Below are 24,124 nucleotides of genomic sequence, written 5' to 3' on the forward strand. Positions count from 1 at the left end.
TTGGGTGATTTTTTATATGTTAGTATTTTATAATTTTACCTGTTTTTACGCCATTATTGGTAGTTATGCTTACAATGTAAACACCATTAGCTTTGTTTGAAATATTAATAGAATTACTGGTTAAGTTTTTTATTAATTTAACCTCTTGACCAATGCTGTTATATACTTTAGCATTTTTAATTTCTGATAGATTATTAAAGTTATTTATTATGATACTTCCTGAGGTTTTGTTATAAACAACAGATAGTTTTTCAGTATCATTATTGTGTTCAATATTTAAACGCTGTGTTTCTTTAAATACTATTGAAAACCTATCGTTATAATCACCTTTTGCTATATGAATATCTATACTATTGGCGTTTAAATTGTAGAAAGCATTACTAGAATTATCTTTTAAGAAAATATCAACATTGTCAGATAAATTTTCAGTTTTATCAATTGTAAACTTAAAAATACCTGCATCAGTAATTTTAACTTTTAAAGGCAATTCATTTTCAAACTCAATAGCAGGTAATGCTTGTATTGCTAAAGTTTCGTCATTTAATAACCAATTTGCATCATTCCTTAAATCGTCATAACTAATGGCGTCATAACCTTTATCATAGCCTATGGTTGCTTTATTATCAAAACCAAGCCCTAGTTGTTTTGTCATTTCATTAGGTTTTGTAAATGATAACCAAACTTTAGTGCGTTCATCTTTTTTAACAGTAACTTTTTTTGTTTTTCCTTTAAAGAACACAGATTCGTTTAATGATTCTTTTGCAAAAGCACGTTGCCCATTATTAAAATGAATATTACCACCTGTGCTACTTGCTCTAACAAAAAAACCTTGACCAACAGGAATATGTTGAGGTGGCGCAGGTTTTGATGCTGAACCATTACCACTAGTTAAGCCAGAGGCGTCAGAAACAGCAGCAGTTCCCATCATTAAGTTTCTAATGGCGTAACCACCTTCATAATCTGATAAATTATGGCTGTTGTTAGTTGAGAAATGTTCCCAAAAATAAAGAGAACCATTAATTACATGCAAATTATCATTTATAAATTGTTCAGCATCAATAGCAGAAGGGTAAGGGTTTCCTATTAAAATATCATCACCAGCAGCTATTGGTATAGCGTAGTTGCCATCATTGGGTATTCCTTTAAAAATATATTCTTGTTCTCCAGAAACAGCTCCAGAGCCTTTCATTGTATATCCGTATCCAGGCGCTAATGTACTAGATGTTGTTAATTTATTCCAAGAAGCATAGTTGTTTGATAAGCCATTGTAACTGTAAAGCCATGTAGAACTTAATGTAATTGGTGTTGTAGTAGCATCGGCATCAGGGTTGCCATGAAAGTTTATAATACCATTAGCTTCTTCAATAGCGCCAATTTGCCAACTTCCGCCGTTATTAACTGGCGAGCTCCAAAAGTTGTAATTAAATGGGTTTGTAGCGCCTTGTTGCTTTTTTATAAGCACGCCGCTACCACTGTTACTACTTGGGTAATTATGATTTTGAATTAATTGTGCTTCGCCTTGCAAATTAATGGTGCCATTAGTGTTTATAAAGTTTTCAACTTCTAGTAAAACACCATCATTAACAATAAGTGTAGCGCCAGTTTCTATTTCAATTTCTCTTACATGTGCATGTGAAGTTATTACAGCATCAGTTCCAGGCTTAACCGTTAATTTTAAACATTCATCTGTATCACTTGGTGCTTGCGCACTTCCAGAGCCATTAGTGAAAGCAGTTCCGTTCCAAACTATTTCATCTGTATATCTTAAAGTAAAGTAGCGGTTGTTTCTAACGCTTACATTAGTTGCGGTTGCGGTGGTGCCAGTTATGGTTAAGTTGTAAACTTCGTCACTAGAATCTGTCATTGAAAAATCTGCATCATTATCAAAAATAAGTTGTAAAGGTTGGCAGCTTTGTTTTCCAGACAAGTCTAAAGCACTTAAATCAAAAGAAATATCAACGCTGCCAACATTACCAATTTTTTGTACGCGCCAAACAGCATTTAATTGTTCGGTATGTGTTAAGTTATTGGTGTTAAACGTGTAAGTTGGATTTGCAGTTTTTTCGCCCCAAAACAAGTATTCGTTATTATTTAAATTTGTAGGATTGTTTATTCTAACAATTCCAGAGCCTTGAGAATCAGTGTGATTTGATCCATCTGAGGCTTGACCAATTCCTGCAACATTAAAATCAAAATTGCCTGAACTACTATTGTCATGCGTGTACAAATCGTTTGAAGATAGGTTTATGTTGTATTTTGCAGATAGGTAGTTGTTTACAATTATTTCTTCAGCAAGATTTAAATCTTTATTAAAATGGATAACTTCAGCGTAATCAGCACCTAAGTATGAACTATAATTATGGTTTAAGGCACCAATTACTAAATCGGCATTACTGTTAATAATACTTGTACTAGATTCTGTGCTGCTTGTTACTAAATTTCCGCCATTATCAATTTGAGTTCTTTCATTTGATGGTAAACTACCGTTAAAGCCTAATTTTAAAAGGTAGTTTGTATTGTTTGAAAAGCTAGTCGGGCTTGTGTTAAACCTATTATTTTGCGTATTTATATCTGTATTTAAGTAATTACTGCCCCAAAAAAACCAAGTATAAGCATAGTTTGATGAAACGGTATAAGATATTCTTTTACCTAAAATACCTCTTGGAGTGCTGCCATTTAGGTTGTTTGGCCTTATTACAGCAAAAAACGTTAAGCCTGATGAACCATCAAGAATATCGGCATCACTAATTAACATTTGGTCATTTATGCCATCTAACCTTACAGCTGGCATATTATTAAAACTACTGTTTGAAATAAACAAGGGTTGTTCAGTAGTAATAGCGCTTGCGTGGTTGTTGTTACCAGAAGCATCACTCCAAGTAACAACAGGGGTATTGTTTGTTTGCGTAATACCATCAGCTTTTAGCCATAAACCATTAGATGAGGTATTGCCAACACCTCCAGGTCCCGTTTGGGCATTAGTAAACATAAAAAACGACACGCATAGCGCTAGTAGTAGGTTTTGAGAGTTCATAGCAATTTACATTTAAATAATACAGACGTTGTAAGTCTATATAGTTTATACACAAATATTTATGTTTGGTCACATAACTTTAATCTAAATAGATTAGTTATGATTACGCATAACAGAAATTAAATTGATTTAATTACTTTTTTTAGAAGATGAAAATTAACTGTACGGTTTGAGAGAACGTGTAGGTATAGAGTTTTCATAGTATGAGAGAATTGGTTCATTATTTTAGCAATTTGAATAGTTTGGGGTTATTCTACAGCGAAGGTAATTATTTAAACAGGTTAAGTGGTATATTTTAACGACGAAACGCTAGTTTAGTGTCGGTGAATGACATGAAAGTGTAGACGAAGTGTTAAATTTAGGCTAAAAATAATTTTCAAAACTATTTTTTATTATTTTTAATTTCAGAAAATTTAATATATTTAGCCTATAAACAAATCTACTTTTATAAATTTTTTAAAACCTAAACCTTAACATAATTATGGCAAGAGCAATGCTAGAGTACACTAAAACTGTACTTAATAAAGTAAGTTTTGATGCTACGTTGTTTTGCAGAGAAGTACAAAAAGCGGTTAGTAGATTACTACCGTATGAAATTGAAGAGCTTAAAATATTTATCAATTCACTTGTACTGCAAAACCCAGAACTTAATCAGTGTTTAATTTATTTAAAACCATAATAAAAGCGACCAACTGGTCGCTTTTTTATTTCTATTAAGTTTTTCTTAAAAAAAGTAGTAAAGTTATTTATATTTGCAGCTAAATTTTGAAAAAGCTATTTCTTGTCATATTACTAGTTGCTTTTTTTGTAAAGCCCATGTATAATTTGTGTTATTTGGCATATTACCAAATAAATATAGATTATATAACAAATGTTTTTTGTGTAAATAAAGAAAAAGTAGAAATGGCTTGTAATGGTAAATGCCATTTAGCAAAACAACTTCAGGCAACAGAAAACCCTTCAGAAGACGGCAAAACAACATTACATATTTTAGATGTTGTTACCGTTGTTTTTTTACAAAAAACGCAATGTTTTACAATTTCAAATCCTTCAGAATTTATAAATAAAAATATTTTAAATAGTTATAACAAACTATATACTTTCAATTTTCAATCATTTCAATTTAAACCACCACGGTTTATTGCTTAATTTTTATGAGCTCATTTAGGTTAAATAATGTTAGCCTAATTCCTTTTTTTAAACCAAATCAAACAAAAAATCAACTATAGTAGCATTACTTATAGCTGTGTTTTGCTACACTATAATAAAATTAAGAAATGAAAATTGTAAAACTTTCAATAGCACTTTTAATGTGCGCAATAATGGCTTCATGCTCATCTGATGATGCCGAAGATTTAACAGGTGAAACAGGAAATATTATATTAAAATTTGATAACGGTGTTGATGGTAACGACTTTGTTTTCAATACAGAATATAGTAAATCAAACAACGAATCATTCAAACTAGAAACAGTAAAGTACATAATTAGTAACGTAAGGTTTAAAGATGCCGATGGAAATACATTTATGTATCCTACCGAAGATAACGCCTTTATTATTAACGAAGCAAATGCTAACAATGCCGGCGAAATTTGGGTAGAATTAACAGGTGTTGATGCAGCAAATTATACCGAAATTACGTTTGGTATAGGTATTGATCAAGCACGTTTTGCTTTAGGAGCCGAAGGTCAAGGTGACTTTTTAGAGCAAGCTGAAGCTGAAGGTATGATGTGGAGTTGGGCTACTGGCTACAAATTTATTAGGCTAGATGGTACTTATTCTGATGGTACTGTAACTAATCAGGCTTTAAATATGCACATGGGTAGCGTAGGAACAACTTTAGATAATTACAAAGAAACCACACTTGCTTTTCCTAACAGTATAGTTGTAAGAAACGATAAAACTCCCGAAGTTCATATTGTGGCAGATTTAATGAAAGCCTTTGACGGTGTACAATCTGTTAAATTTTCTGAAGGCTATGACCAAGTGCATGTAGATGAAGTTGAAACACCTATAATAGCTACAAACGTTGCAGCAATGTTTATGGTGCATCACGTACATAATCACTAAAAAATAATATTGAAGTTGTGTGAAATTTTTAAATGAAGATTTTGCACAACTTCATTTATAAACATTAAAAGTTATGAAAAAACTACTAATAATTTACTTAGTTTTTGTAGCCTTTTCTTGTTCCAAATCTAATGATGTAGACGTTTATGTGCCAGTACCCTTAAATGTTGAAATACCTTCAAATTTTCCTGATATTGTTTATAATTTAGAAAATAATCCGGTTACTGAAGAAGGCTTTCAATTGGGTAAAAAGTTATTTTACGAGGGTAAATTATCAGCAAATAATGCTATACCGTGTGCCTTTTGCCATGAGCAAGCTTTTGCCTTTACACATCATGAACACACGGTTAGTCATGGTTTAAACGGTGGTATTGGTAAACGCAATGCACAACCCATGCAAAATTTAGCATTCCAGTCTGAATTTATGTGGGATGGCGCCGCCACACACCTAGATTTGCAACCTATAATTCCATTAACAAGTGATGTTGAAATGGGCGAAACAATTAGTAATGTAATAGCTAAACTTAAAGCCGATGGTTACTACCAAAACCAGTTTGCGAAAGCTTTTGAAGATGGTGAAATTAATGGCGAAAATATGCTCAAAGCCTTATCGCAGTTTATGGTTATGATGATTTCTTCAAATTCTAAATACGATAAATATGTTAGAAATGAAGACGGTGTAACACTTTCACCTATAGAAATGGATGGATTAAGTACGTTTAAAAATAAATGCGCAACGTGTCATGCAACCGATTTGTTTACAGACCAAAGTTACCGAAACACTGGTTTGCCTGTAAACCCAAGATTAAATGATTTAGGACGCTATAATATTTTTGAAAACACCAACGATTTATACAAATTTAAAGTGCCAAGTTTACGAAATGTTGAAAAATCTAATCCATACATGCATGATGGCAGATTATCAACCTTAGAGGCTGTTTTAGATTTTTATAGCAGTGGTGTAACCAATAATGGAGGTAATGTAGATACTGTTTTAGTTAAAGAAGATGGTAGTTTGGGCATAGATTTATCTGCCTACGAAAAGGAAAGTATTATAGCTTTTTTAAAAACACTAACAGATTATGAATTTTTAAATGATGAAAGATTTGCAGAGTTTTAATATAAAATGCGTTTTAACTATTTGTTTCGTGTTGTTTTTTGGCAAAATAAAAGCACACAATGGTTGTTTGTGGCCATATAAATCACATACAGACTTTGGTGTTTTGTGTGATTTATGTAGTTGTTCAACCAGTAGTGGTAGCATGGGTTTTGGTACTTTAAACAATGCTAATTTTGTAGGTTTACGTTATATATATCAAAAGTTTGAATCTCAAAATGGGGTGTTTCAAAATTCTCCAAAAAGTGAAGAAAACTTTAATACCTATCAACTTTGGGCACAAATTCCTATAAATAACAAATACTATGTAACGGCTAATTTACCTTACCAAGATTTAACAAGATCATTAAATGAAACAACACAAAATATTAATGGTGTTGGAGATGCCAATATAATAGCATGGTATAAACTACCACTTATAAAAAAGAAGAAAAATAATGAAACGGTAGATTTTAATAAAACCAACCAAACAGCTGCCCATACACTATTATTTGGTTTAGGTGTAAAATTGCCCACCGGAAAATTTGAAGAGGCTTTAACAGATAATGTTAATCCGGGTTTTCAAGTTGGTACAGGTAGTTTTGATGGTATTTTTTCGGCAGGATATAATTATGCTGGTAATAAAATAGGTGTAAATACACTGCTTTCATATTATTTAAAAGGTGAAAATAAAAACGAATATAAGTTTGGAGATCAAGTTAGTTTTTCAACCAATGTTTATACAGTTTTTAAAACCAAAAAGATAAATATTATGCCTTTTTTAGGCCTTTCGGGTGATAGTTATAGTGAAATTAAGCAGTACAATGAAACCCTTAATGATACCAATGGTACTATTGTTAACACCTCAATTGGCACTGAAGTTAATTTAAAGGCCTTTGTATTAGGTGTTAATTTTACAGCGCCAATACATCAAGATTTATTTGGTGGTAATGTACAATCTAAAAACAGGCTAGCTTTGTATTTAAATTATAGTCTGTAAAATTAGCTGCTTTGCAGTAATACACCTGCAAAGCAGCTAGTTTTTTTATTTTGGTAACGGACTAATAATTTTAACATCCTGAAACGCTATTGCGCCCCTTACAATACCTGCAATTACATCTTGTAAAGCTTCAATAATTTGCATTTTAAGTTCGCTTTTATGGTAAATTAAACTTACTTCTCTTGCAGGTGGCGGCTCATTAAAATAGTGTAAATTGTTTTTTTCTTTTTCGTTAATATCTAAAGTATGTAAATAGGGTAGAAGCGTCATGCCTAAACCTTCGTTTGATAGTTTTATAAGCGTTTCAATACTACCACTTTCTAATTGAAACTTATCATCTACGTGGTTTTTAAATATTTTACACAAGTTTATTACGCCATCTCTAAAACAGTGGCCATCTTCAAGTAATAGCATATCATCAATTTCTAAATCGGTAGTTGCTATTGTTTTTTGCCCGTAAAGTCTGTGGTTTTTTGGTATATAACTAACAAAAGGTTCATAGTAAAGTGGGCGCTCTTTTATGTTTTCATCTTCTAAAGGCGTTGCAGCAATGGCAGCATCTAAATGGCCTTCTTTAATGCGGCTCATAATTTCCTCAGTAGTTAACTCTTCAATTTTTAGCTTTACTTTTGGGTGTTTTTTTATAAATGTTTTTAAAAACATTGGTAGTAAAGTTGGCATTATGGTTGGTATTATGCCTAATTTAAACTCGCCACCAATAAATCCTTTTTGTTGGTCTACAATATCTTGTATTCTGTAAGACTCGTTTACTATGTTTCTGGCTTGTGTAACTATTTTTTTTCCAACTTCGGTAAGCTCAATAGGTTTTTTACTTCTGTCAAAAATTTGAATATCAAGTTCGTCTTCTAGTTTTTGAATTTGCATACTCAAAGTTGGCTGGGTTACAAAGCATTTTTCGGCGGCTTTTGTAAAGTTTTGATGTTCGGCTACTGCCAAAACATAATATAGTTGTGTGATAGTCATTTTTAATCAATTTAGGTTATAAAAATATAAAAACTATCAATAATTATTATGATAAATAATGTTAATTATAAATTAATTTTGTGATAACAAAAAATGATACCAAAATGAAAACAAATAGTATAGGATTAGACAGCAAAAAAACAGTAGAATTAGCAAACGATTTAAATGGTTTGTTAGCTAATTTTCAAATTTATTATCAAAATTTAAGAGGTATTCATTGGAATATTAAAGGAAAAGCTTTTTTTAATTTACATGAGAAGTTTGAAGAGCTTTATACCGATGCAAATGCTAAAGTTGATGAAATAGCAGAGCGTATTTTAACTTTAGGTGAAACACCTTTACATACTTTTGAAGATTATACTGCAGCTGCTAAAGTGCCTGTAGGTAAAAATATTTCGGAAGATGTTAAAGCTGTTAGATTAATAGTAGATTCTTTAAAAGAATTATTAGAAATAGAAAGAAATATACTTGAAAAAGCAGGTGATGCAAATGATGAAGGAACAAATAGTATGATGAGTGATTTTATTACCGAACAAGAAAAAACCGTGTGGATGATGAAAGCATGGTTAAACGAAGACGTATAACATATAGCATAATTAAAATTTTATTGATAGTTAGTTTAGTTTTAAAAAGCCCTTTTAACTTTTAAGTAAAAGGGCTTTTTATAGTAATCCTCTAGCTTTTATTTCTAAGTATTTGTTTATGGTGTCTATAGTTAAATTCTCTGGTGTAGTAAGAATGGAGTAAATACCGTATTTTTTTAACTCATTTACAATTAGGCGCTTTTCAAAAGCAAACTTTTCGGCAATTACTTTATCATAAGCTTGTTGAACAGTTTCGGCTTTGTTGTGTATTAAGCTGTTAAGTTCTGTGTTTTTAAAAAATATAACTACTAATAAATGGCTTTTTGCAATACCTTTTAAATATGGTAATTGCCTATGTAGGCCATCTAAAGTTTCAAAATTTGTATATAATAAAATTAAACTTCGGTGTGTTATATTACGTTTAATATCGGCATACAAACGCCCAAAATCACTTTCAAAAAAATTAGTATTAACGTTATAAAGCGCTTCTAAAATTAAATTCATTTGCGAGGTTCTTCGCTCTGCAACAACTCTGTTTTCTACTTTTTTTGAGAACGAAAAAATACCTGCTTTATCTTGTTTTTTTAATGCCACGTTTGATATTACTAAAGCTGCATTTACGGCATAATCTAAAAGTGATAAGCCATTAAAAGGCATTTTCATAACGCGTCCTTTATCTATAACTGAATATATGGGTTGCGATTTTTCATCTTGAAATTGATTTACCATTAACTGATTTTTTTTAGCGGTTGCTTTCCAGTTTATGGTACGCAAATCATCACCTAAAACATAATCTTTTATTTGTTCAAATTCCATTGTATGCCCAAGCTTACGCACTTTTTTTATGCCGTACTGTGATAAATTATTGCTTATTGCCAGTAAATTATACTTGCGTAACTGTATAAAACTGGGGTAATTGGGTACCATAACACCATCATTAAAGCTAAAACGACGTGCTACTAAACCAAAAACAGATGTTGCATAAATATTAAGTTTTCCAAAGTGGTATTCACCACGTTCGGTAGGACGTAATTGGTACTCTAAAGTTATACTGCTTGAAGGGGCTAGCTTTCTGTCTATTTTAAAGTTTCTAAGTTGAAATTGCTCTGGCACTTCATCAATAACCCTAACAAAAACAGGAACTGTATAAAAGTTTTGTATGTTTAATTGAATGGGGTTTTCATCACCGTTTGATAATTTTTCGGGTACTATTCTTTCACCGTAAATACCTTTTTTAGCAGTGTATAAAAACAAGGTGTCTAGCACAGCTAAAGCAACTAATATGAGTAATAAAAGCCTAACAGTATTAAACCAAACAGGAAATACAAAACTTATTACAAATAGTATCATAACACCAATACAGGCGTAAAAAAAACGATTTTGTATGTAAAAGGATTTTAGGCGTTTCACTAATCTTGTTAAAAGTTAAAAGTTAAAAGTTAAAAGTTAAAAGTTAAANNTCTGGGTATTTCAACCGTTTCAATAATTTGTTTAATAATTTGTTTGGTTGTAACACCTTCCATTTCGCGTTCTGGTGTTACAATAACACGGTGTTGCAATACGGGTACAGCAGCTTGTTTTATGTCTTCGGGCGTTACAAAATCTCTTCCGTTCATAGCAGCAAAGGCTTTACTTGCTTTTAAAATAGCAATAGATGCCCTTGGCGAAGCGCCTAGGTATAAAAATGCATTATTTCTGGTGTTTACAATTATGTTTGCAATATATTTTACTAAATGCGATTCTATTATAATTTGGTTTACTAAATCTTGAAATTTTGCTATTTGTGTTTGGTTTAAATGTGCTGTTACTTTATCGGTTTTAGTATTGCCTTGTAAGTTTTGTTCTCTATTAATAATTTCAATTTCTTCATCTAAATTTGGGTAGTCTACATCAATTTTAAACAAAAAACGGTCTAGTTGTGCTTCTGGTAAACGGTATGTGCCTTCTTGTTCAACTGGATTTTGGGTTGCTAAAACAATAAAAGGTAAATCCATTATAAATTTATTACCATCAATAGTAATTTGGCGTTCTTCCATGACTTCAAAAAGTGCTGCTTGTGTTTTTGCTGGTGCACGGTTTATTTCATCAATTAAAATCATATTTGAAAAAATAGGACCTTTTTTAAATTCAAATTCTGAAGATTTTACATTGAAAACCGATGTGCCTAAAATATCACTTGGCATTAAATCGGGTGTGAACTGAATACGACTAAAACCAATGTCTAAAGATTTTGCCAATAATTTAGCTGAAATTGTTTTAGCAACACCAGGAACACCTTCAATTAACGAGTGGCCATTGGCTAAAATAGAAGCAATTAAAAGGTCTATCATGCCTTTTTGCCCTACAATTACTTTGCTAATTTCATCTTTTATTAGGTTTATACCTTCTTGTAGCTCGGTTAAATCAATACGGTTTTTAAAGGCTAAATCGCCATTGGTATTGTTTGAAAGTGATTGCTCAAATTCTTTGGGTTCGTTATTTGGTTTTAAATTTTGGTTTTCTGGGTTGTTTGTGTCCTCCATAATTATGCGGTATAAAAATCTTCAATAGCTTTGTTAAGCGCTAATAAATCGGTTTCAGTACAAAGGTTTTTAGCTTTTAAATTTAAAATTAATGTAATAAGCGGTGCAATTTTATCTTTTGGCTTATTGGTTTTTAAGCTAAGATTTTTAACAAACTTATCGTCTAAAACTTCAGTGCTTATAAAATATTTTCGTCTTAAATGTTCAAAAAAGTACGTTATTTTTTTCTCAATAATTGTGTTATGGTCTTTAGTTTCATAATATAAATTACCAATTGTTTTGGTGAATTCAACAGTTGAGTTTTCTAAAGGTTTTATAACTTTTACAATACGTTGCCTACGTTTTGCATTAAAAATCATGAACAAAATGAGTGTTATTAACGCCAAATACCATGCGCTTCTTAATGCTGGTTTACTTAAAATAAAACGCATGGGCGATCTGCTTAAATTAGCCCCTACTTTATTAGGCGAATCATAAAAAACAGTTTTAGGTGTTTGTAAATAACTTAAAACGCCTGCAGCATATTTACTGTGGTTGTTTTTTAATAAATGATAGTTTGTAAAAACAACTGGTTGTAAATGAATAAAAACATGGCCTTTACCGTGCGCTATTTTAACGTAGTTAATTCTGTTTATAGTATCAAATTTTTGGTAGCCTAAAACAGTGGTGTTTTCTTTGTTTAATTTTGAAAAATAGTAATTGCTTAAGCCTTTTTTAATAGTAATTGAGTCGTTTTTTAAGTATTTGTTAGAAAAACTTAAGGAGGCTTTTCCTTTAAAGTTATAGTGGTTTTTAACTTTAATGGCTAATGAATCTAATATTTTTTGCGGTGGATAGTTTGATGAAATAAAAACGGTGTTTCCATGCATTGCAAAATCTAAAAGCTCTTGGGCAGATATATCATCAACCTGTGAAAAGTTTTTTATTTGAATATAGGTGCCAGTTTTTGTATAAACACTATCTGCGGTATTAAAACTTGGGTTAAAATATTGGTAAGGCGTGGTTTTTATATTCTTAACAGTACTATTTGGAAACAGTGTTTTTAATTCGTTATGTAAAATATATGTGCCGTAAGGTATTTTGTCTTCTTCGTTATAAGTGGCTGTCCAGTCAACGGGTTTGGGCTTTGTTAGGTCTATAAAAATAACAGCAGCAAAGAGCACAACTAAAATAGCTAAATATATTTTTAGTGTTTTATTCATGCTTTTAAACTGTTTAAAAAGTTAGTAAAAGCAAGTTTAGCTTGGTCAAATTCTGTAGCAGTTACATTAAACTCACCATACCAAATATAATTGTATAAATATGAGGTGTATGTAAACTCTTTTTTTATGTTGGTTTTGGTAATTTCATTTTGGTAATCGCTATTAGTTTTTTCGGCATCATACTCAATAATTTCGGCTTGAGTAAGTTGTTTTAATAACCATAAATAATAAAACCTAATAGCTAAACGGTAATTATTATTGCTTTCAGCCTCATCAATAAGTGCTTTAAAATCTGTTACATGAATATTGGTTTCAATATCGGTTACAGGTATAATACTTTTATCGGAAGATTTACCAAAAACCCACTTGCCTTCTTTATTTATAATAGCTTTAAAAATGAAATAAATTACTAGCAAAAATATAATTACACCGGCAATATTTATAGCAATATCTGTAGCTTTTGATGCTTGACCTTGACTTGTAATATTGAAAAGATCTTTAAAGAAATCATTTAACCATTGTTTAAAACGCATCCACCAACCCGTGTTATCAACGTTGTGTTCATAAACAAAATCATCGGTGTTATAAATTTCGTTTAAATTAGCAATATTTTTAGGCTTTAAAACTGTAGATGTGTCTACAGCTAAAGTGTCATTGGCCAGCTTATTATTGTTAGCAAATGCAGTTATTCCTATTAAAAATAAAATAATATGTAAAAAAAGCTTTTTATGCACCTGCACCAATTTGATCTATAATATCTTTTGTGTTTATGTGTTCTTTGTCTTCTTTCAAACTATAAAAAACAATGCCTTGGTTTAGTAGTAAAATGCTGCCTAAAATGGTGCTTAATGCAAATGATAGAAAGAACGTAACAATCATGAAAACAGACATAGTACCTGTAACATCAGTAGGATTTACGGTGCCCGATGTTGGGTTAATAAACAAACTGCCCATAGTAAATATGGATGTAATTAATTGAATTATGTATTGCAAAGCATAACTTATTAAGTAAAAAATACCCACACAACCTACGGCTGCCCAAAATTTTGATGTTAATAAAGCCCATGCATAACCAAAGCAATCCCAAATACCTTTTTTGTTTTCTAAATATTCAGATAAAGCCATATAATAAAACAAAGCAAAAGCGCCTATTAGTAAGGGTAATGCTAAAAAACCTATAATTGTAATTATGAGTACAAAAGCACATATAAAAAATACAATTAATAACGGTATGCTCATTAAAATGCCACAAACTATAAAGGTTAAAAGTTTACCAATATTGCGTTTATAGCTAGTAATTATAGTTTTGGTTTCAAAGTTATTGCTACCATGAGTGTTGTAAAGTTGTAAATAAATAGGTGTGTATGAATATGAAATTATACCCGATATTAAACCAACAATACAAAATAATATTACTAAAATAATAAACATGGGTAAGTTCTCATTCATGTAACCATCTAAAGCACCCGGGTTTTGTTGGTTTGATAATCCGCTAAAAATAAAATCTGAATAAAACTGTGTAAAAAAGTAGCCAATAACAAGTAGCAGAATTAAAAAAATACCGTTTGTAATAAAATAGTGTTTAAAAAAATGTTTACCATTTAGTTTTAAAAAACTAAAGGTGTCTTGAAAAAAATCACTAAATCCTCTAGATTTATATAATTGCATGCTTGTTTTTTAGTTTTTTATGTAAAATGAATGGGTAAATTAAATAGTAAAATGAAATAATGCTTAGGGTTGTTAATATAATACCAACCGATAACCAATTAGGCATGGTGTTAGAGTAGCGGGTAACATACCCTTCTAAAATGCCTGCTGCAATAGTAAAAGGGAATGTGCTAATTAATATTTTAACTCCATCTTTAACGCCAATTTTAAATGATGTTACTCTAGAATATGTTTTAGGGAAAAGTATACTAGCACCTAATGCTAAACCAGCGGCAGCTTCAATAACTATAGCAAAAATTTCCATGGCACCATGAATCCAGATACCTCTAACGCTTTCCCAAAGTACACCGTGTTTGTAAAACATAAACTGAAAAGCGCCTAACATAATACCATTATTAAGCATATAATAACCAGTGCCTAAACCACCAGCGGCACCAAATACAAAAGAGCTAATTCCAACATATAAATTATTTAAAGTAATACCAAAGGCACTACCCCAATTACTACCACTTTTGTAAACAGCTACGGGGTCGCCTTTTTCAATATTTTCTAAAGTCATATTTACATAGTGGTCACCTAAAATGAGTCTAACAAAGGTATCATCATACGCTGCAGAAAGTGCTCCAATTGCGGCAAAACTGAAAAATATAATAAAGGCATAAAGTATGTAGCGCCTGTATTCATATACAATTAAAGGAGCTTCAATTTTCCAAAAATGTACAAAACGATTGGTGTCTTGCCGTTTTGTTTTATAAATTTTTTGAAACGCTTTGGCAGCTAAATTATTAAGGTAAAGTATGGTTTTACTTTTAGGGTAATAAGTTTGCGCATACGAGAGATCATTTACTAAATGAATGTAAAGTGAAGCAAGTTCGTCAGGGTTTTTTAAGTTTTTTCCAAAAATAGCTTTTTCAAAATTTAGCCATTTTTCTTTATTTTGTTTAATAAAGGCAACTTCTCTCATTAAAATCAAAGCTACATAAAATTTTATTAAAGTACTTTATATCTTACAATAATTTACAATAGATTTGTAAAACATAAACAATACTATTTAATGGCTCAATTACAAATAAATACCACACAAAATGTAAATATTAATTTTACTGCAGCTAGTGTTGGTGAGCGCCTTTTGGCTTATTTGGTTGATTGGGTTATTAAAATTGCATACATAATTGTAACTTACCAAATAGTGTTTAATTTACTTAAAGTTGAAGAATTGGTTTTTGGTATGGATAGGTGGTCTCAGGCAGCCATTTACGTGTCGTTTTACTTGCCTGTAATTTTTTATTCGTTAATTTTTGAAACTTTATTAGACGGACAAACACCGGGTAAACGGGTGCTTAAAATTAAAGTAGTTAAAATTGATGGCTACCAAGCATCATTGGCCGATTTTGTTGTAAGATGGTTTTTCCGAATTATAGATTTAAATATAGCCAGCGGTATAGTAGCATTAATAGCCATTGTAACAAGTAAAAAAAACCAGCGATTGGGTGATATTACGGCAGGTACAGCAGTAATAGCCTTAAAAAACAATGTAAATATTAGTCATACTATTTTAGAAGATTTAAAAGATAATTATACACCATCATACCCCAACGTAATTAAACTATCTGATAATGATGCGCGTATAATTAAAGATACGTTTACTACCGCAAAAGCATCAAAAGATTATCCTACTCTAATAAAGCTACGAAACAAACTTATTGAGGTGGTTGATATTAAAGATGTAAAACAAAAAACCGATATTGAGTTTATTGATGTAATTTTAAAAGATTACAATTACTACACTCAAAATATGTAAAAAATTCATCTGCTTGAAAAAGTGTGCAAATTTATGTTGTTTTGCACAAGAGTAGCAAATCTAAAAGTCTTTGTGTTTCGTATAACACACCTAATTAAAAAGACAATATCACATTTATAAATATTGAAAAAATGAGCATGTTTTATATAATTAATATTTTGGGTACCATTGCATTTGCAATTTCAGGAGTTTTAATTGCTTTTGAAAAACGAATGGATGCTTTTGGTATTTTAATTATAGCATTTGTAACAGCTGTTGGTGGTGGTACGTTGCGTGATGTTTTAATAGGAAGTACGCCCGTTTTCTGGATGATAGATATAAGCTACGCCTACGTAATTATTCTCTCTACTATTTTTGCTATTATTTTTAGAAAACGCCTTAACTACCTACGTAAATCGCTATTTTTATTTGATACTATTGGTATTGGCTTATACACCTTAATTGGCATAGAAAAAGGCCTTCAAGAAGGTTTGCATCCATTAATTTGTGTAGCGTTAGGCACCATGACAGCTAGTTTTGGAGGCGTTATTAGAGATATTTTGTGTAACGAAATACCCATAATTTTTAGGCGCGAAACCATTTATGCCACTACATGTATTTTAGGTGGTTTTGTGTATTTTTTATTAGATAATTTTAAGGTAGATAATACCATAGTTTATGTGGTTTCGGGTGCTGTAATTATTGTTACAAGGTTATTAGCAGTAAAGTTTAAAATTTCATTACCAAATATTTATAAAACCGAGTTTTAGGTTTATGACTTTTAAAGTTGAAAGTGAAAAGTTGAAGTGGTTAGAGTTTAATAGGGGCATAAGCTTTTTCATCTTTAAAAAAGTACAATTTAAAATACATTAATAAGGTCTTGTTGAATTTAAAAAAGCTACAGAAATACTTCAAAAATGTAATATAAAAGTGCTGTAAATGTATTTTAAAAGCGAAATTTTAACCAACAACCAACAACTAATCAATAATTTCTACTTTTCTAATATAAACGTTTTTCATAGGCCACTCACCATCATCAGTTTTTACATTAGCTATTTTATCAACTACATCCATACCGTTAATTACTTTTCCAAAAACGGTATAATCACCATCTAAATGGTAAGCGCCACCCTGTTGTTGCACAATAAAAAATTCATATGGCGATGCCAATTTATGCGGATTTTTAATTTCGCTACTAGGCATAGACACCACACCACGGTGATGTTTAAAACCTCTTTTTGTATCTGGCGGAAGTAAATATTTTCCAATATAAGCACGTTTTTTTGAAGTTTCAACATCATCACTATTACCACCTTGAATTATAAAATTAGGTACAACACGGTAAAACTGTGTGTTTGTAAAATATTGCTGTTTTGTTAAAAAAATAAAGTTTGAACGATGAAAACGTGTTTCTTCAAATAATAAAATATCAATAGTGCCAAAATCTGTAAAAATGCGCACTTTATTTTCTTTATGAATTTCATTGTACTTTAAAAAAAACTCCATGGCGCTTTTAGAGTTTAATTTTGGAAACGGTCTGTTGGGTTCATCATCTACAACTGTATCAGTTTCAACGTTGGTTTTAGTAGTATTAGTAGTATTATTAGTTTGTAAGGTTTTAGTTGTAGTTTTCTTTTGTTTATCTTCACAATTAAAAAAAAGGATAAACGCAAAAAAAAGCATTACATAGCGCATAGAATATGAATTATGATGAGTTTTTAAAATCTATTTCAAAAATAGAAAATATACCACTACCTGCCGAAACATCGCAACTTAAAATGGTGCCTCCTTTTAGAAAACAGCTTATGCAAGCGCAAAAGCAAGCTATGAAAAACCCTAAAAAGGCAGGTGTTTTGGCCTTGTTTTATCCAGATTTTTCAAACCAAACTAAATTTGTTTTAATTTTAAGAAAAACCTATAAAGGCGTTCATTCTGCACAAGTGGCCTTTCCAGGAGGCAAACTAGAGCCACAAGACAAAACTTTAAAAGACACAGCCCTTAGAGAAACGTTTGAAGAAATAGGCGTGCCAACAGCTAATGTGCAAATAGTAAAAAAACTCACACAAGTTTATATTCCTCCAAGTAATTTTAATGTGCAACCTTTTATGGCAACTACCCTAAAAACACCTGTTTTTATAAAAGAAGACGCTGAAGTTGAAAAGATTATAGAGGTAGATGTTAACCATTTTTTAGATGAAACAACGCATGTTGTTAAAAATGTGAAAACTTCATATAGTGTTGAGGTTGAGGTGCCTGCATTTAAATTAAATGGTTATACTGTTTGGGGAGCAACTGCAATGATGCTTAGTGAAATTAAAGATATATTAAAGGAGCTTCTCTAATAGCTTAGTTTTATTACATTTGTAGCAAAACCAAGCAGAAATTAAATTTCATGGGATTATTTAAAAAAAATCCTTTCGGACATATATTATTTTTAAAAAAATGGCTCATAAGAGTTTTGGGGGCAATGACTCACAGACGCTTTCGTGGGTTTAATGAATTACAAATAGAAGGATCTGAAATTATAAAAAACTTACCCGATAAAAACGTACTGTTTATATCAAACCATCAAACATATTTTGCCGATGTTGTAGCTATGTTTCATGTGTTTAATGCCAGTTTAAGTGGCAGGGTAGATTCAATAAAAAATGTGGGATACCTATGGAATCCTAAATTAAACATATACTATGTAGCGGCCAAAGAAACCATGAAAGCAGGTTTATTGCCTAAAATTTTAGCATACGTGGGGTCTGTAAGTATTGAGCGTACATGGCGTTCTGCAGGGCAAGATGTAAAAAGGCAAGTGCGTATGAGTGATATTTCTAACATAGGAAAAGCTTTAGATGATGGTTGGGTAATAACATTTCCGCAAGGTACAACCACACCTTTTAAACCCATTAGAAAAGGTACCGCGCATATTATTAAGCGCTATAAACCTATAGTTGTACCTATTGTTATTGATGGTTTTAGGCGTTCGTTTGATAAGAAAGGTTTAAGAATTAAAAAGAAAAATATTTTACAAACAATGGAAATTAAAGCGCCATTGGAAATTGATTACGATAACGAATCTACACAAGATATTGTAAGTAAAATTGAGTATGCTATAGAGCAACATCCATCATTTTTAAAAGTATTAACACCGCAACAAATTAAAGAGCAAGAAGAGTTAAATAAACTCAGAGAGTGGTAATTTTTTAAATAGTTTTTAAAATGAGGAAACTTAAGCTTATTTGGGATTTTAAAGGGCCTGCCGCTGAAAAAACAGCACAACACCATGAAATTCATTTAAAAGAATATGCGTTAGCCGAAAATTTAAAACTCAATATTACTGGCGTTGAAACCATAAATGATATGCATACGCTAGCTTTTTTAGTAGTTTTAGAAAATGAAATGCCGCAGGTTAGAAATGCGTTAAAACCACATAGAGGTCAGGTTTATAATGCTTAAATTGTAAGCATGAAACATATTTTACACCTTGTATTTATACTAATGTTTGCTACATTGGTAAACTGCCAAAACAAAAGCAATACACAAACAAATTTTACGCAAGTTGAATCTTCAAAAGTTAATATTGAAGATGTTTTACATGCTAAAGAGTTATCAAATAAAATACTCACAGCCCAAAAAAATGGCAGTTTTTATAGCTTAAATGAACGTGAAGCAACCACAGAAATGATTAATGGTTTAAATGAAAACCTTCAAAAAACAACTTATCAACGAATCAAAGCTTCGGTAGGCGATTATAAAAGTTTAAATTTTGAATCGGTATATGAAGGTAATGTTAATAACCCTTATAAAATATTTAGGTTTAAAGGCGTTTTTACATTGAACGTAGATGTTGAAGTTAGGGCGGTTTTTAATTTAAAAGGCAAGTTAGCGGGCTTTTTTGTAAAACCTTGGAAAGAAACTTTATAGGTTTTAAATTATCACAAAAAAATAATTAAAAAAATACAAGATATTATAAAATAATTTACTTTTGCGCGCCTTTGAAAATTCATGGTTTTACGCAAAGGTAAATTGTGTTTAATACATATGAAACATTGATTCAAGGCCTTTTGGATAAAGGTTTTGAATCCGTAGATAATTGGTTAACAGCAGAACAACTCAATGGTCTCCGAAAATCACTTTTAACACGCTATCAAAATGATAATTTTCGTGTAGCGGGTATTGGTAATAAAGATAATCTTCAAACTGCAAAAAGAGTTAGAAATGATCAAATTCATTGGTTAGAAACTTCAAAAGCCGATGATAATGAGAAAACATTTCTAAATCAAATTAATCATTTTGTTCAATACTTAAATGAAACCTGTATGGCAGGCCTTAAATCATTTGAGTTTCATCATGCGGTTTATGAACAAGGATCGTTTTATAAAAAGCATGTAGATCAGTTTGTGAATGATGATAGCAGGCAATTTTCAGTAGTTTTATACCTAACAGAAGCGTGGAGTGAAGGTGATGGTGGTGAGTTGCTACTGTATACAAATAACAATACAGTTAGTAAAGTGCAGCCATTACCCGGTAGGCTTGTATTTTTTAAAAGTACCTTACCACACGAAGTGCTTACAAGTAACATAACCAGGTTGAGTGTAACGGGTTGGTTAAAAAATAGAGCATAAGCGGTTAATAAATCATAACAAAACTGTTTTATTAAAATCACTTAAATGCCTATTTTGCGTTGTTAAAATTTAATAAACGTAAATGACAGTTTGTATTGCAGAAAAACCAAGCGTTGCCAGAGAAATAGCGGCTGTTTTAGGTGCTAAAACTAAGCATGATGGCTATTTTGAAGGTAATGGCTATGCGGTAACCTATACGTTTGGGCATTTATGTACCTTAAAAGAACCTGTAGATTATAAACCTTACTGGAAAAGTTGGGATTTGAATAATTTACCAATGCTTCCTGAAAAATTTGAGGTTAAAGTAGTTGCAAATTCAGGTATTCAAAAGCAATTTAAAATTGTTAAAAGTTTATTTGAAAAAGCACAAGTTGTAATAAACTGTGGTGATGCAGGACAAGAAGGAGAACTCATTCAACGATGGGTAATGAATGAGGCTAATTACCAAGGAGAAGTAAAGCGTTTATGGATTTCATCATTAACCACCGAGGCCATAAAAGAAGGTTTTGAAAACCTAAAGCCTGCCACAAATTATGATAATTTATATTACGCAGGGTTTTCACGTGCCATTGGCGATTGGCTTTTAGGTATAAACGCCACCAGATTATACACCGTAAAACATGGCGGTTATAAGCAAGTGCTTTCTGTGGGGCGTGTGCAAACACCAACCCTAGCCATGGTTGTTAATAGGTTTAGAGACATTGAAAACTTTAAACCACAACCATATTGGGAGCTTCAAACCAAATACCGAGATACACTGTTTAGTTATGAAGAAGGTCGCTTTTTTAAAAAAGAAGCTGGCCAGGTTTTAGCAGATAAAGTAAAAGAAAGCGATTTTGAAATTGTTTCAATTGCTAAAAAGAAAGGTAAAGAGTATGCACCAAAATTATTTGATTTAACAGGTCTTCAGGTATACTGTAATACTAAGTTTGGATTTTCAGCAGAAGAAACTTTAAAAATAGCACAAAGTTTATATGAGCAAAAAGTGGTTACTTACCCAAGAGTTGATACTACCTTTTTACCAACAGATATTTATCCAAAAGTTGAAGGTATTTTAAAAAAGCTTACTAATTACGCTGCATTAGTTGCGCCCTTATTAGGCAAAAAAATTAAAAAGTCTAGTAGGGTTTTTAATGATAAAAAAGTAACCGATCATCACGCTATCATTCCAACAGGTATTCAAGGTAGGCTACAACCTGCACAACAGCAAGTTTATGATATTATTACAAAGCGTTTTATTGCAGTTTTTTATCCAGATTGTAATGTGGCAAATACCACTGTAACTGGTAAAGCCGCAAATGTTGTGTTTAAAACCACAGGTAAAGAAATTTTAAGCAAAGGTTGGCGCGAAGTATTTATAAACCCTAATGCCAAAGAAAAAGAAACTGGTGTATTGCCAACGTTTACAAAAGGCGAAAAAGGTCCGCATGAACCAAGTTTTACTGAAAAAGAAACCAAACCACCAAACCAATATACAGAAGCTTCATTGTTGCGTGCCATGGAAACTGCGGGTAAACAAGTTGATGATGATGAAATGCGCGATTTAATGAAAGAAAATGGTATTGGGCGCCCATCAACTCGTGCAAATATTATTGAAACACTATTTAAAAGAAAGTATATAAAACGCAATAAAAAACAGGTTTTACCCACACAAACGGGTATTCAGCTTATTGATACCATTCAAAATGATTTATTAAAATCGGCTGAATTAACAGGGCGTTGGGAAAAGCAGTTAAAAGATATTGAAAAAGGCCATTTTAGTGCGGGTGCCTTCATAAATAATATGAAACGCATGGTAGATGCCTTGGTATATGAAGTTAGAACAGAAACCAAACGCGCTAACATATCGCATGCAGCTCATATTAAAAAAGTAAAAGCTAAGGACGAAGCTAAAAAAGAAGCTGGTATAACATCAAATAACTGCCCAAAATGTAAACAAGGTAATTTGTTAAAAGGGAAAACAGCTTATGGTTGCAGTAACTATAAAAACGGATGTGATTTTACATTACCGTTTAAAATTCACAATAAAAAAATATCAGAAAAACAATTTATAAGGTTGTTAGAAAAAGGCTGTACTGTTAATTTAAAAGGCTTTAAAACTGAAACAGGAACCATTGAAGGCTTGTTACGTTTTGATGATAATTTTAATGTGAAATTAGAGCCTAAAAATACATTAGAAAAAGTTAAAGCTAACGATAACGATAACCTTTGCCCTAAGTGTAATAAAGGCACCATTATAAAAGGTAAAACAGCCTATGGTTGTAGTAACTATAAAACTGGTTGTAATTTTAAAGTAACTTTTGAAACTGTTAAAGCAAAAATTAACGGAAAAACACCAACCAAAGCACTTGTTTATAGTATTTTAAAAGCCAATTTTTAATGCCAGATAAACATTTTATAATTTATAAACCCTACGGATTTTTAAGTCAGTTTTTGAGTAACGACTCTAAGCAGCAAAAAAAGAAATTTTTAGGTGAATTACATAATTTCCCTGAGGGAATCATGGCTATTGGGCGGCTAGATGAAAAATCTGAAGGTTTACTACTTCTCACTACCAATGGCAAAATAAGTGATTATATAAACAGCCAAAAAGTAGATAAGCAATATTACGCACTAGTTGATGGCGCTATAACAAATGAAGCCATAGCGCAATTAAAACAGGGTGTTGAAATTGGTTTTAATGGAAAAAAATATAAAACCAAACCCTGTGATGTTTATGTGTTAAATGAAGCGCCTAATTTACCAACGCGCTCAAAAAAAATACGAGATGCTAGGCACGGGCCAACTACTTGGATTTCGGTTACTTTAAATGAAGGCAAGTTTAGGCAAGTACGAAAAATGACATCAGCTGTTGGATTTCCAACCTTGCGTTTGGTTCGTGTTAGGGTTGGTAATATTCACATAAACAATATGCAAGTTGGTGATGTTAAACCAGTAGAAGTTTTTTTTTAAAATTCTAATTTTTTTAATTCTTTGTAGTTTTTGTTTAGTCGTTTTAAAAGAAGACCATAAATAAGCCTGTAAAACAACCAGATTATAACAATAAATACAGTAGAGACTACAACACTTACAACAATATATACCGTCATGCCTGCGCTTTCAATGGCTTTCATAACGTTGGGGTCATAATGTGATGAGTAATAAAAGCCTATAACAAGAGATATAGCAATAATAATTAAGTTATATAAAACATAATACTTAATTATTTTTCGTGTATTAATAATGCTTTTCATTAATCTTCTAGCGCTATCGGTTACAGAAATAGATTTGTATGACTTGTATAGTAGAAAAATAAAAACTAAAATAATAGCATAACTAAAAACACTTAGCCCAATCATAATATTATCAGAGTATACTTTGTCTAATTGTTCTCTGTAAGAATCTGAACTAAAATAAGGTATGGTATTAACTAGTATCCAAAAAAGTAATTCACCAATACTAATGTAAAACAGTGTTTTTACTATTGATGATGATTTTTTATGTAGCATAGGCAAGATATCTTTAGCTTTTAAAGTAGCTTGTGTATCTTGTTTATTCCAATCTTTTTTTAGTAAATCTAATCCATCCAT

25 protein-coding genes are annotated in these 24,124 nt (G+C 31.3%); 15 read left to right on the forward strand and 10 right to left on the reverse strand.

From position 1 onward, the window contains the following. Window positions 1–19: 19 nt before the first annotated feature. Window positions 20–3,034, reverse strand: coding sequence for a T9SS type A sorting domain-containing protein (locus FUA26_RS10790; RefSeq protein WP_147135672.1), 3,015 nt, complete (start codon window positions 3,032–3,034; stop codon window positions 20–22). A gap of 481 nt (window positions 3,035–3,515) precedes the next feature. Here FUA26_RS10790 and FUA26_RS10795 point away from each other — a divergent pair, with 481 nt between their 5' ends. From FUA26_RS10795 to FUA26_RS10815, 5 genes are all read left to right on the forward strand, one after another. Beyond that, the gene (locus FUA26_RS10795) at window positions 3,516–3,713 is read left to right on the forward strand and encodes a hypothetical protein (protein WP_147135675.1); all 198 of its coding nucleotides are present in this window, start codon (window positions 3,516–3,518) and stop codon (window positions 3,711–3,713) included. A 155-nt stretch (window positions 3,714–3,868) separates the two neighbouring features. Continuing rightward, on the forward strand, window positions 3,869–4,183 hold the full coding sequence (locus FUA26_RS10800; RefSeq protein ID WP_147135678.1) for a hypothetical protein: 315 nt from the start codon (window positions 3,869–3,871) through the stop codon (window positions 4,181–4,183). Between the two features lie 128 nt (window positions 4,184–4,311). Further along, the gene (locus FUA26_RS10805) at window positions 4,312–5,103 is read left to right on the forward strand and encodes an MbnP family protein (RefSeq protein ID WP_147135681.1); all 792 of its coding nucleotides are present in this window, start codon (window positions 4,312–4,314) and stop codon (window positions 5,101–5,103) included. Window positions 5,104–5,176: 73 nt separating this feature from the next. Continuing rightward, entirely contained in the window at window positions 5,177–6,223 is a 1,047-nt protein-coding gene (locus FUA26_RS10810) for a cytochrome-c peroxidase (protein WP_147135683.1), read from the forward strand. Window positions 6,224–6,251: 28 nt separating this feature from the next. After that, window positions 6,252–7,199 carry a transporter family protein gene (locus tag FUA26_RS10815; protein WP_246109125.1) on the forward strand — a complete coding sequence of 316 codons (948 nt, stop codon included), beginning with the start codon at window positions 6,252–6,254 and terminating at the stop codon, window positions 7,197–7,199. Window positions 7,200–7,244: 45 nt separating this feature from the next. Here FUA26_RS10815 and FUA26_RS10820 read toward each other — a convergent pair whose 3' ends face one another. Then, on the reverse strand, window positions 7,245–8,183 hold the full coding sequence (locus FUA26_RS10820; RefSeq protein WP_147135686.1) for a hydrogen peroxide-inducible genes activator: 939 nt from the start codon (window positions 8,181–8,183) through the stop codon (window positions 7,245–7,247). Between the two features lie 104 nt (window positions 8,184–8,287). On the opposite strand from FUA26_RS10820, the gene FUA26_RS10825 reads away from it, so the two are divergent. Continuing rightward, window positions 8,288–8,767: a Dps family protein gene (locus FUA26_RS10825; protein ID WP_147135689.1), complete on the forward strand. Its 480-nt coding sequence runs from the start codon at window positions 8,288–8,290 to the stop codon at window positions 8,765–8,767. A gap of 78 nt (window positions 8,768–8,845) precedes the next feature. Here FUA26_RS10825 and FUA26_RS10830 read toward each other — a convergent pair whose 3' ends face one another. From FUA26_RS10830 to FUA26_RS10855, 6 genes are all read right to left on the reverse strand, one after another. Next, on the reverse strand, window positions 8,846–10,177 hold the full coding sequence (locus FUA26_RS10830; RefSeq protein WP_246109126.1) for a DUF58 domain-containing protein: 1,332 nt from the start codon (window positions 10,175–10,177) through the stop codon (window positions 8,846–8,848). 29 nt (window positions 10,178–10,206) lie between these two features. Beyond that, a complete protein-coding gene (locus FUA26_RS10835; RefSeq protein WP_147135692.1) occupies window positions 10,207–11,289 on the reverse strand; it encodes an AAA family ATPase in 1,083 nt (360 codons plus the stop codon). A gap of 2 nt (window positions 11,290–11,291) precedes the next feature. Further along, on the reverse strand, window positions 11,292–12,491 hold the full coding sequence (locus FUA26_RS10840; protein ID WP_147135695.1) for a DUF4350 domain-containing protein: 1,200 nt from the start codon (window positions 12,489–12,491) through the stop codon (window positions 11,292–11,294). Further along, window positions 12,488–13,225 (reverse strand): DUF4129 domain-containing protein, encoded by a 738-nt coding sequence (locus FUA26_RS10845; RefSeq protein ID WP_147135698.1) that lies wholly within the window; start codon window positions 13,223–13,225, stop codon window positions 12,488–12,490. Before FUA26_RS10845 ends, FUA26_RS10840 begins: the two co-directional genes overlap by 4 nt. Continuing rightward, window positions 13,218–14,159 (reverse strand): hypothetical protein, encoded by a 942-nt coding sequence (locus tag FUA26_RS10850; RefSeq protein WP_147135701.1) that lies wholly within the window; start codon window positions 14,157–14,159, stop codon window positions 13,218–13,220. Before FUA26_RS10850 ends, FUA26_RS10845 begins: the two co-directional genes overlap by 8 nt. After that, window positions 14,146–15,123 carry a stage II sporulation protein M gene (locus FUA26_RS10855; protein ID WP_147136320.1) on the reverse strand — a complete coding sequence of 326 codons (978 nt, stop codon included), beginning with the start codon at window positions 15,121–15,123 and terminating at the stop codon, window positions 14,146–14,148. Before FUA26_RS10855 ends, FUA26_RS10850 begins: the two co-directional genes overlap by 14 nt. 90 nt (window positions 15,124–15,213) lie before the next feature. On the opposite strand from FUA26_RS10855, the gene FUA26_RS10860 reads away from it, so the two are divergent. Further along, on the forward strand, window positions 15,214–15,960 hold the full coding sequence (locus FUA26_RS10860; protein WP_147135704.1) for an RDD family protein: 747 nt from the start codon (window positions 15,214–15,216) through the stop codon (window positions 15,958–15,960). A 137-nt stretch (window positions 15,961–16,097) separates the two neighbouring features. Next, on the forward strand, window positions 16,098–16,709 hold the full coding sequence (locus FUA26_RS10865; RefSeq protein WP_147135706.1) for a trimeric intracellular cation channel family protein: 612 nt from the start codon (window positions 16,098–16,100) through the stop codon (window positions 16,707–16,709). A gap of 208 nt (window positions 16,710–16,917) precedes the next feature. Here FUA26_RS10865 and FUA26_RS10870 read toward each other — a convergent pair whose 3' ends face one another. Beyond that, complete coding sequence (locus FUA26_RS10870; RefSeq protein ID WP_147135709.1) at window positions 16,918–17,634, reverse strand: peptidylprolyl isomerase; 717 nt, start codon at window positions 17,632–17,634, stop codon at window positions 16,918–16,920. Between the two features lie 5 nt (window positions 17,635–17,639). On the opposite strand from FUA26_RS10870, the gene FUA26_RS10875 reads away from it, so the two are divergent. From FUA26_RS10875 to FUA26_RS10905, 7 genes are all read left to right on the forward strand, one after another. Next, window positions 17,640–18,281, forward strand: a complete 642-nt coding sequence (locus FUA26_RS10875; protein ID WP_147135712.1) for an NUDIX hydrolase — start codon at window positions 17,640–17,642, stop codon at window positions 18,279–18,281. A 50-nt stretch (window positions 18,282–18,331) separates the two neighbouring features. Continuing rightward, the gene (locus FUA26_RS10880; protein WP_147135715.1) at window positions 18,332–19,129 is read left to right on the forward strand and encodes a lysophospholipid acyltransferase family protein; all 798 of its coding nucleotides are present in this window, start codon (window positions 18,332–18,334) and stop codon (window positions 19,127–19,129) included. Window positions 19,130–19,149: 20 nt separating this feature from the next. Next, window positions 19,150–19,386 carry a hypothetical protein gene (locus FUA26_RS10885; RefSeq protein ID WP_147135718.1) on the forward strand — a complete coding sequence of 79 codons (237 nt, stop codon included), beginning with the start codon at window positions 19,150–19,152 and terminating at the stop codon, window positions 19,384–19,386. Window positions 19,387–19,395: 9 nt separating this feature from the next. After that, window positions 19,396–19,854 (forward strand): hypothetical protein, encoded by a 459-nt coding sequence (locus tag FUA26_RS10890; protein WP_147135721.1) that lies wholly within the window; start codon window positions 19,396–19,398, stop codon window positions 19,852–19,854. 125 nt (window positions 19,855–19,979) lie between these two features. After that, on the forward strand, window positions 19,980–20,555 hold the full coding sequence (locus FUA26_RS10895) for a 2OG-Fe(II) oxygenase (protein WP_147135723.1): 576 nt from the start codon (window positions 19,980–19,982) through the stop codon (window positions 20,553–20,555). Between the two features lie 82 nt (window positions 20,556–20,637). Further along, window positions 20,638–22,935 (forward strand): type IA DNA topoisomerase, encoded by a 2,298-nt coding sequence (locus tag FUA26_RS10900; protein ID WP_147135726.1) that lies wholly within the window; start codon window positions 20,638–20,640, stop codon window positions 22,933–22,935. Further along, window positions 22,935–23,507: a pseudouridine synthase gene (locus tag FUA26_RS10905; protein WP_147135729.1), complete on the forward strand. Its 573-nt coding sequence runs from the start codon at window positions 22,935–22,937 to the stop codon at window positions 23,505–23,507. Before FUA26_RS10900 ends, FUA26_RS10905 begins: the two co-directional genes overlap by 1 nt. Here FUA26_RS10905 and FUA26_RS10910 read toward each other — a convergent pair. After that, window positions 23,504–24,124 (reverse strand): hypothetical protein, encoded by a 621-nt coding sequence (locus tag FUA26_RS10910; RefSeq protein ID WP_147135731.1) that lies wholly within the window; start codon window positions 24,122–24,124, stop codon window positions 23,504–23,506. The genes FUA26_RS10905 and FUA26_RS10910 overlap by 4 nt on opposite strands.

Source organism: Seonamhaeicola algicola (genome assembly GCF_007997385.1).
Classification (GTDB): domain Bacteria; phylum Bacteroidota; class Bacteroidia; order Flavobacteriales; family Flavobacteriaceae; genus Seonamhaeicola; species Seonamhaeicola algicola.

Bases quoted from the DNA above. Each gene is read 5' to 3' on its own strand.
- FUA26_RS10790 (WP_147135672.1), bottom strand. From the start codon at position 3,034: ATGAACTCTCAAAACCTACTACTAGCGCTATGCGTGTCGTTTTTTATG.
- FUA26_RS10795 (WP_147135675.1), top strand. From the start codon at position 3,516: ATGGCAAGAGCAATGCTAGAGTACACTAAAACTGTACTTAATAAAGTA.
- FUA26_RS10805 (WP_147135681.1), top strand. From the start codon at position 4,312: ATGAAAATTGTAAAACTTTCAATAGCACTTTTAATGTGCGCAATAATG.
- FUA26_RS10810 (WP_147135683.1), top strand. From the start codon at position 5,177: ATGAAAAAACTACTAATAATTTACTTAGTTTTTGTAGCCTTTTCTTGT.
- FUA26_RS10820 (WP_147135686.1), bottom strand. From the start codon at position 8,183: ATGACTATCACACAACTATATTATGTTTTGGCAGTAGCCGAACATCAA.
- FUA26_RS10825 (WP_147135689.1), top strand. From the start codon at position 8,288: ATGAAAACAAATAGTATAGGATTAGACAGCAAAAAAACAGTAGAATTA.
- FUA26_RS10840 (WP_147135695.1), bottom strand. From the start codon at position 12,491: ATGAATAAAACACTAAAAATATATTTAGCTATTTTAGTTGTGCTCTTT.
- FUA26_RS10850 (WP_147135701.1), bottom strand. From the start codon at position 14,159: ATGCAATTATATAAATCTAGAGGATTTAGTGATTTTTTTCAAGACACC.
- FUA26_RS10855 (WP_147136320.1), bottom strand. From the start codon at position 15,123: ATGAGAGAAGTTGCCTTTATTAAACAAAATAAAGAAAAATGGCTAAAT.
- FUA26_RS10860 (WP_147135704.1), top strand. From the start codon at position 15,214: ATGGCTCAATTACAAATAAATACCACACAAAATGTAAATATTAATTTT.
- FUA26_RS10865 (WP_147135706.1), top strand. From the start codon at position 16,098: ATGTTTTATATAATTAATATTTTGGGTACCATTGCATTTGCAATTTCA.
- FUA26_RS10870 (WP_147135709.1), bottom strand. From the start codon at position 17,634: ATGCGCTATGTAATGCTTTTTTTTGCGTTTATCCTTTTTTTTAATTGT.
- FUA26_RS10875 (WP_147135712.1), top strand. From the start codon at position 17,640: ATGAATTATGATGAGTTTTTAAAATCTATTTCAAAAATAGAAAATATA.
- FUA26_RS10880 (WP_147135715.1), top strand. From the start codon at position 18,332: ATGGGATTATTTAAAAAAAATCCTTTCGGACATATATTATTTTTAAAA.
- FUA26_RS10885 (WP_147135718.1), top strand. From the start codon at position 19,150: ATGAGGAAACTTAAGCTTATTTGGGATTTTAAAGGGCCTGCCGCTGAA.
- FUA26_RS10890 (WP_147135721.1), top strand. From the start codon at position 19,396: ATGAAACATATTTTACACCTTGTATTTATACTAATGTTTGCTACATTG.
- FUA26_RS10900 (WP_147135726.1), top strand. From the start codon at position 20,638: ATGACAGTTTGTATTGCAGAAAAACCAAGCGTTGCCAGAGAAATAGCG.
- FUA26_RS10905 (WP_147135729.1), top strand. From the start codon at position 22,935: ATGCCAGATAAACATTTTATAATTTATAAACCCTACGGATTTTTAAGT.
- FUA26_RS10910 (WP_147135731.1), bottom strand. From the start codon at position 24,124: ATGGATGGATTAGATTTACTAAAAAAAGATTGGAATAAACAAGATACA.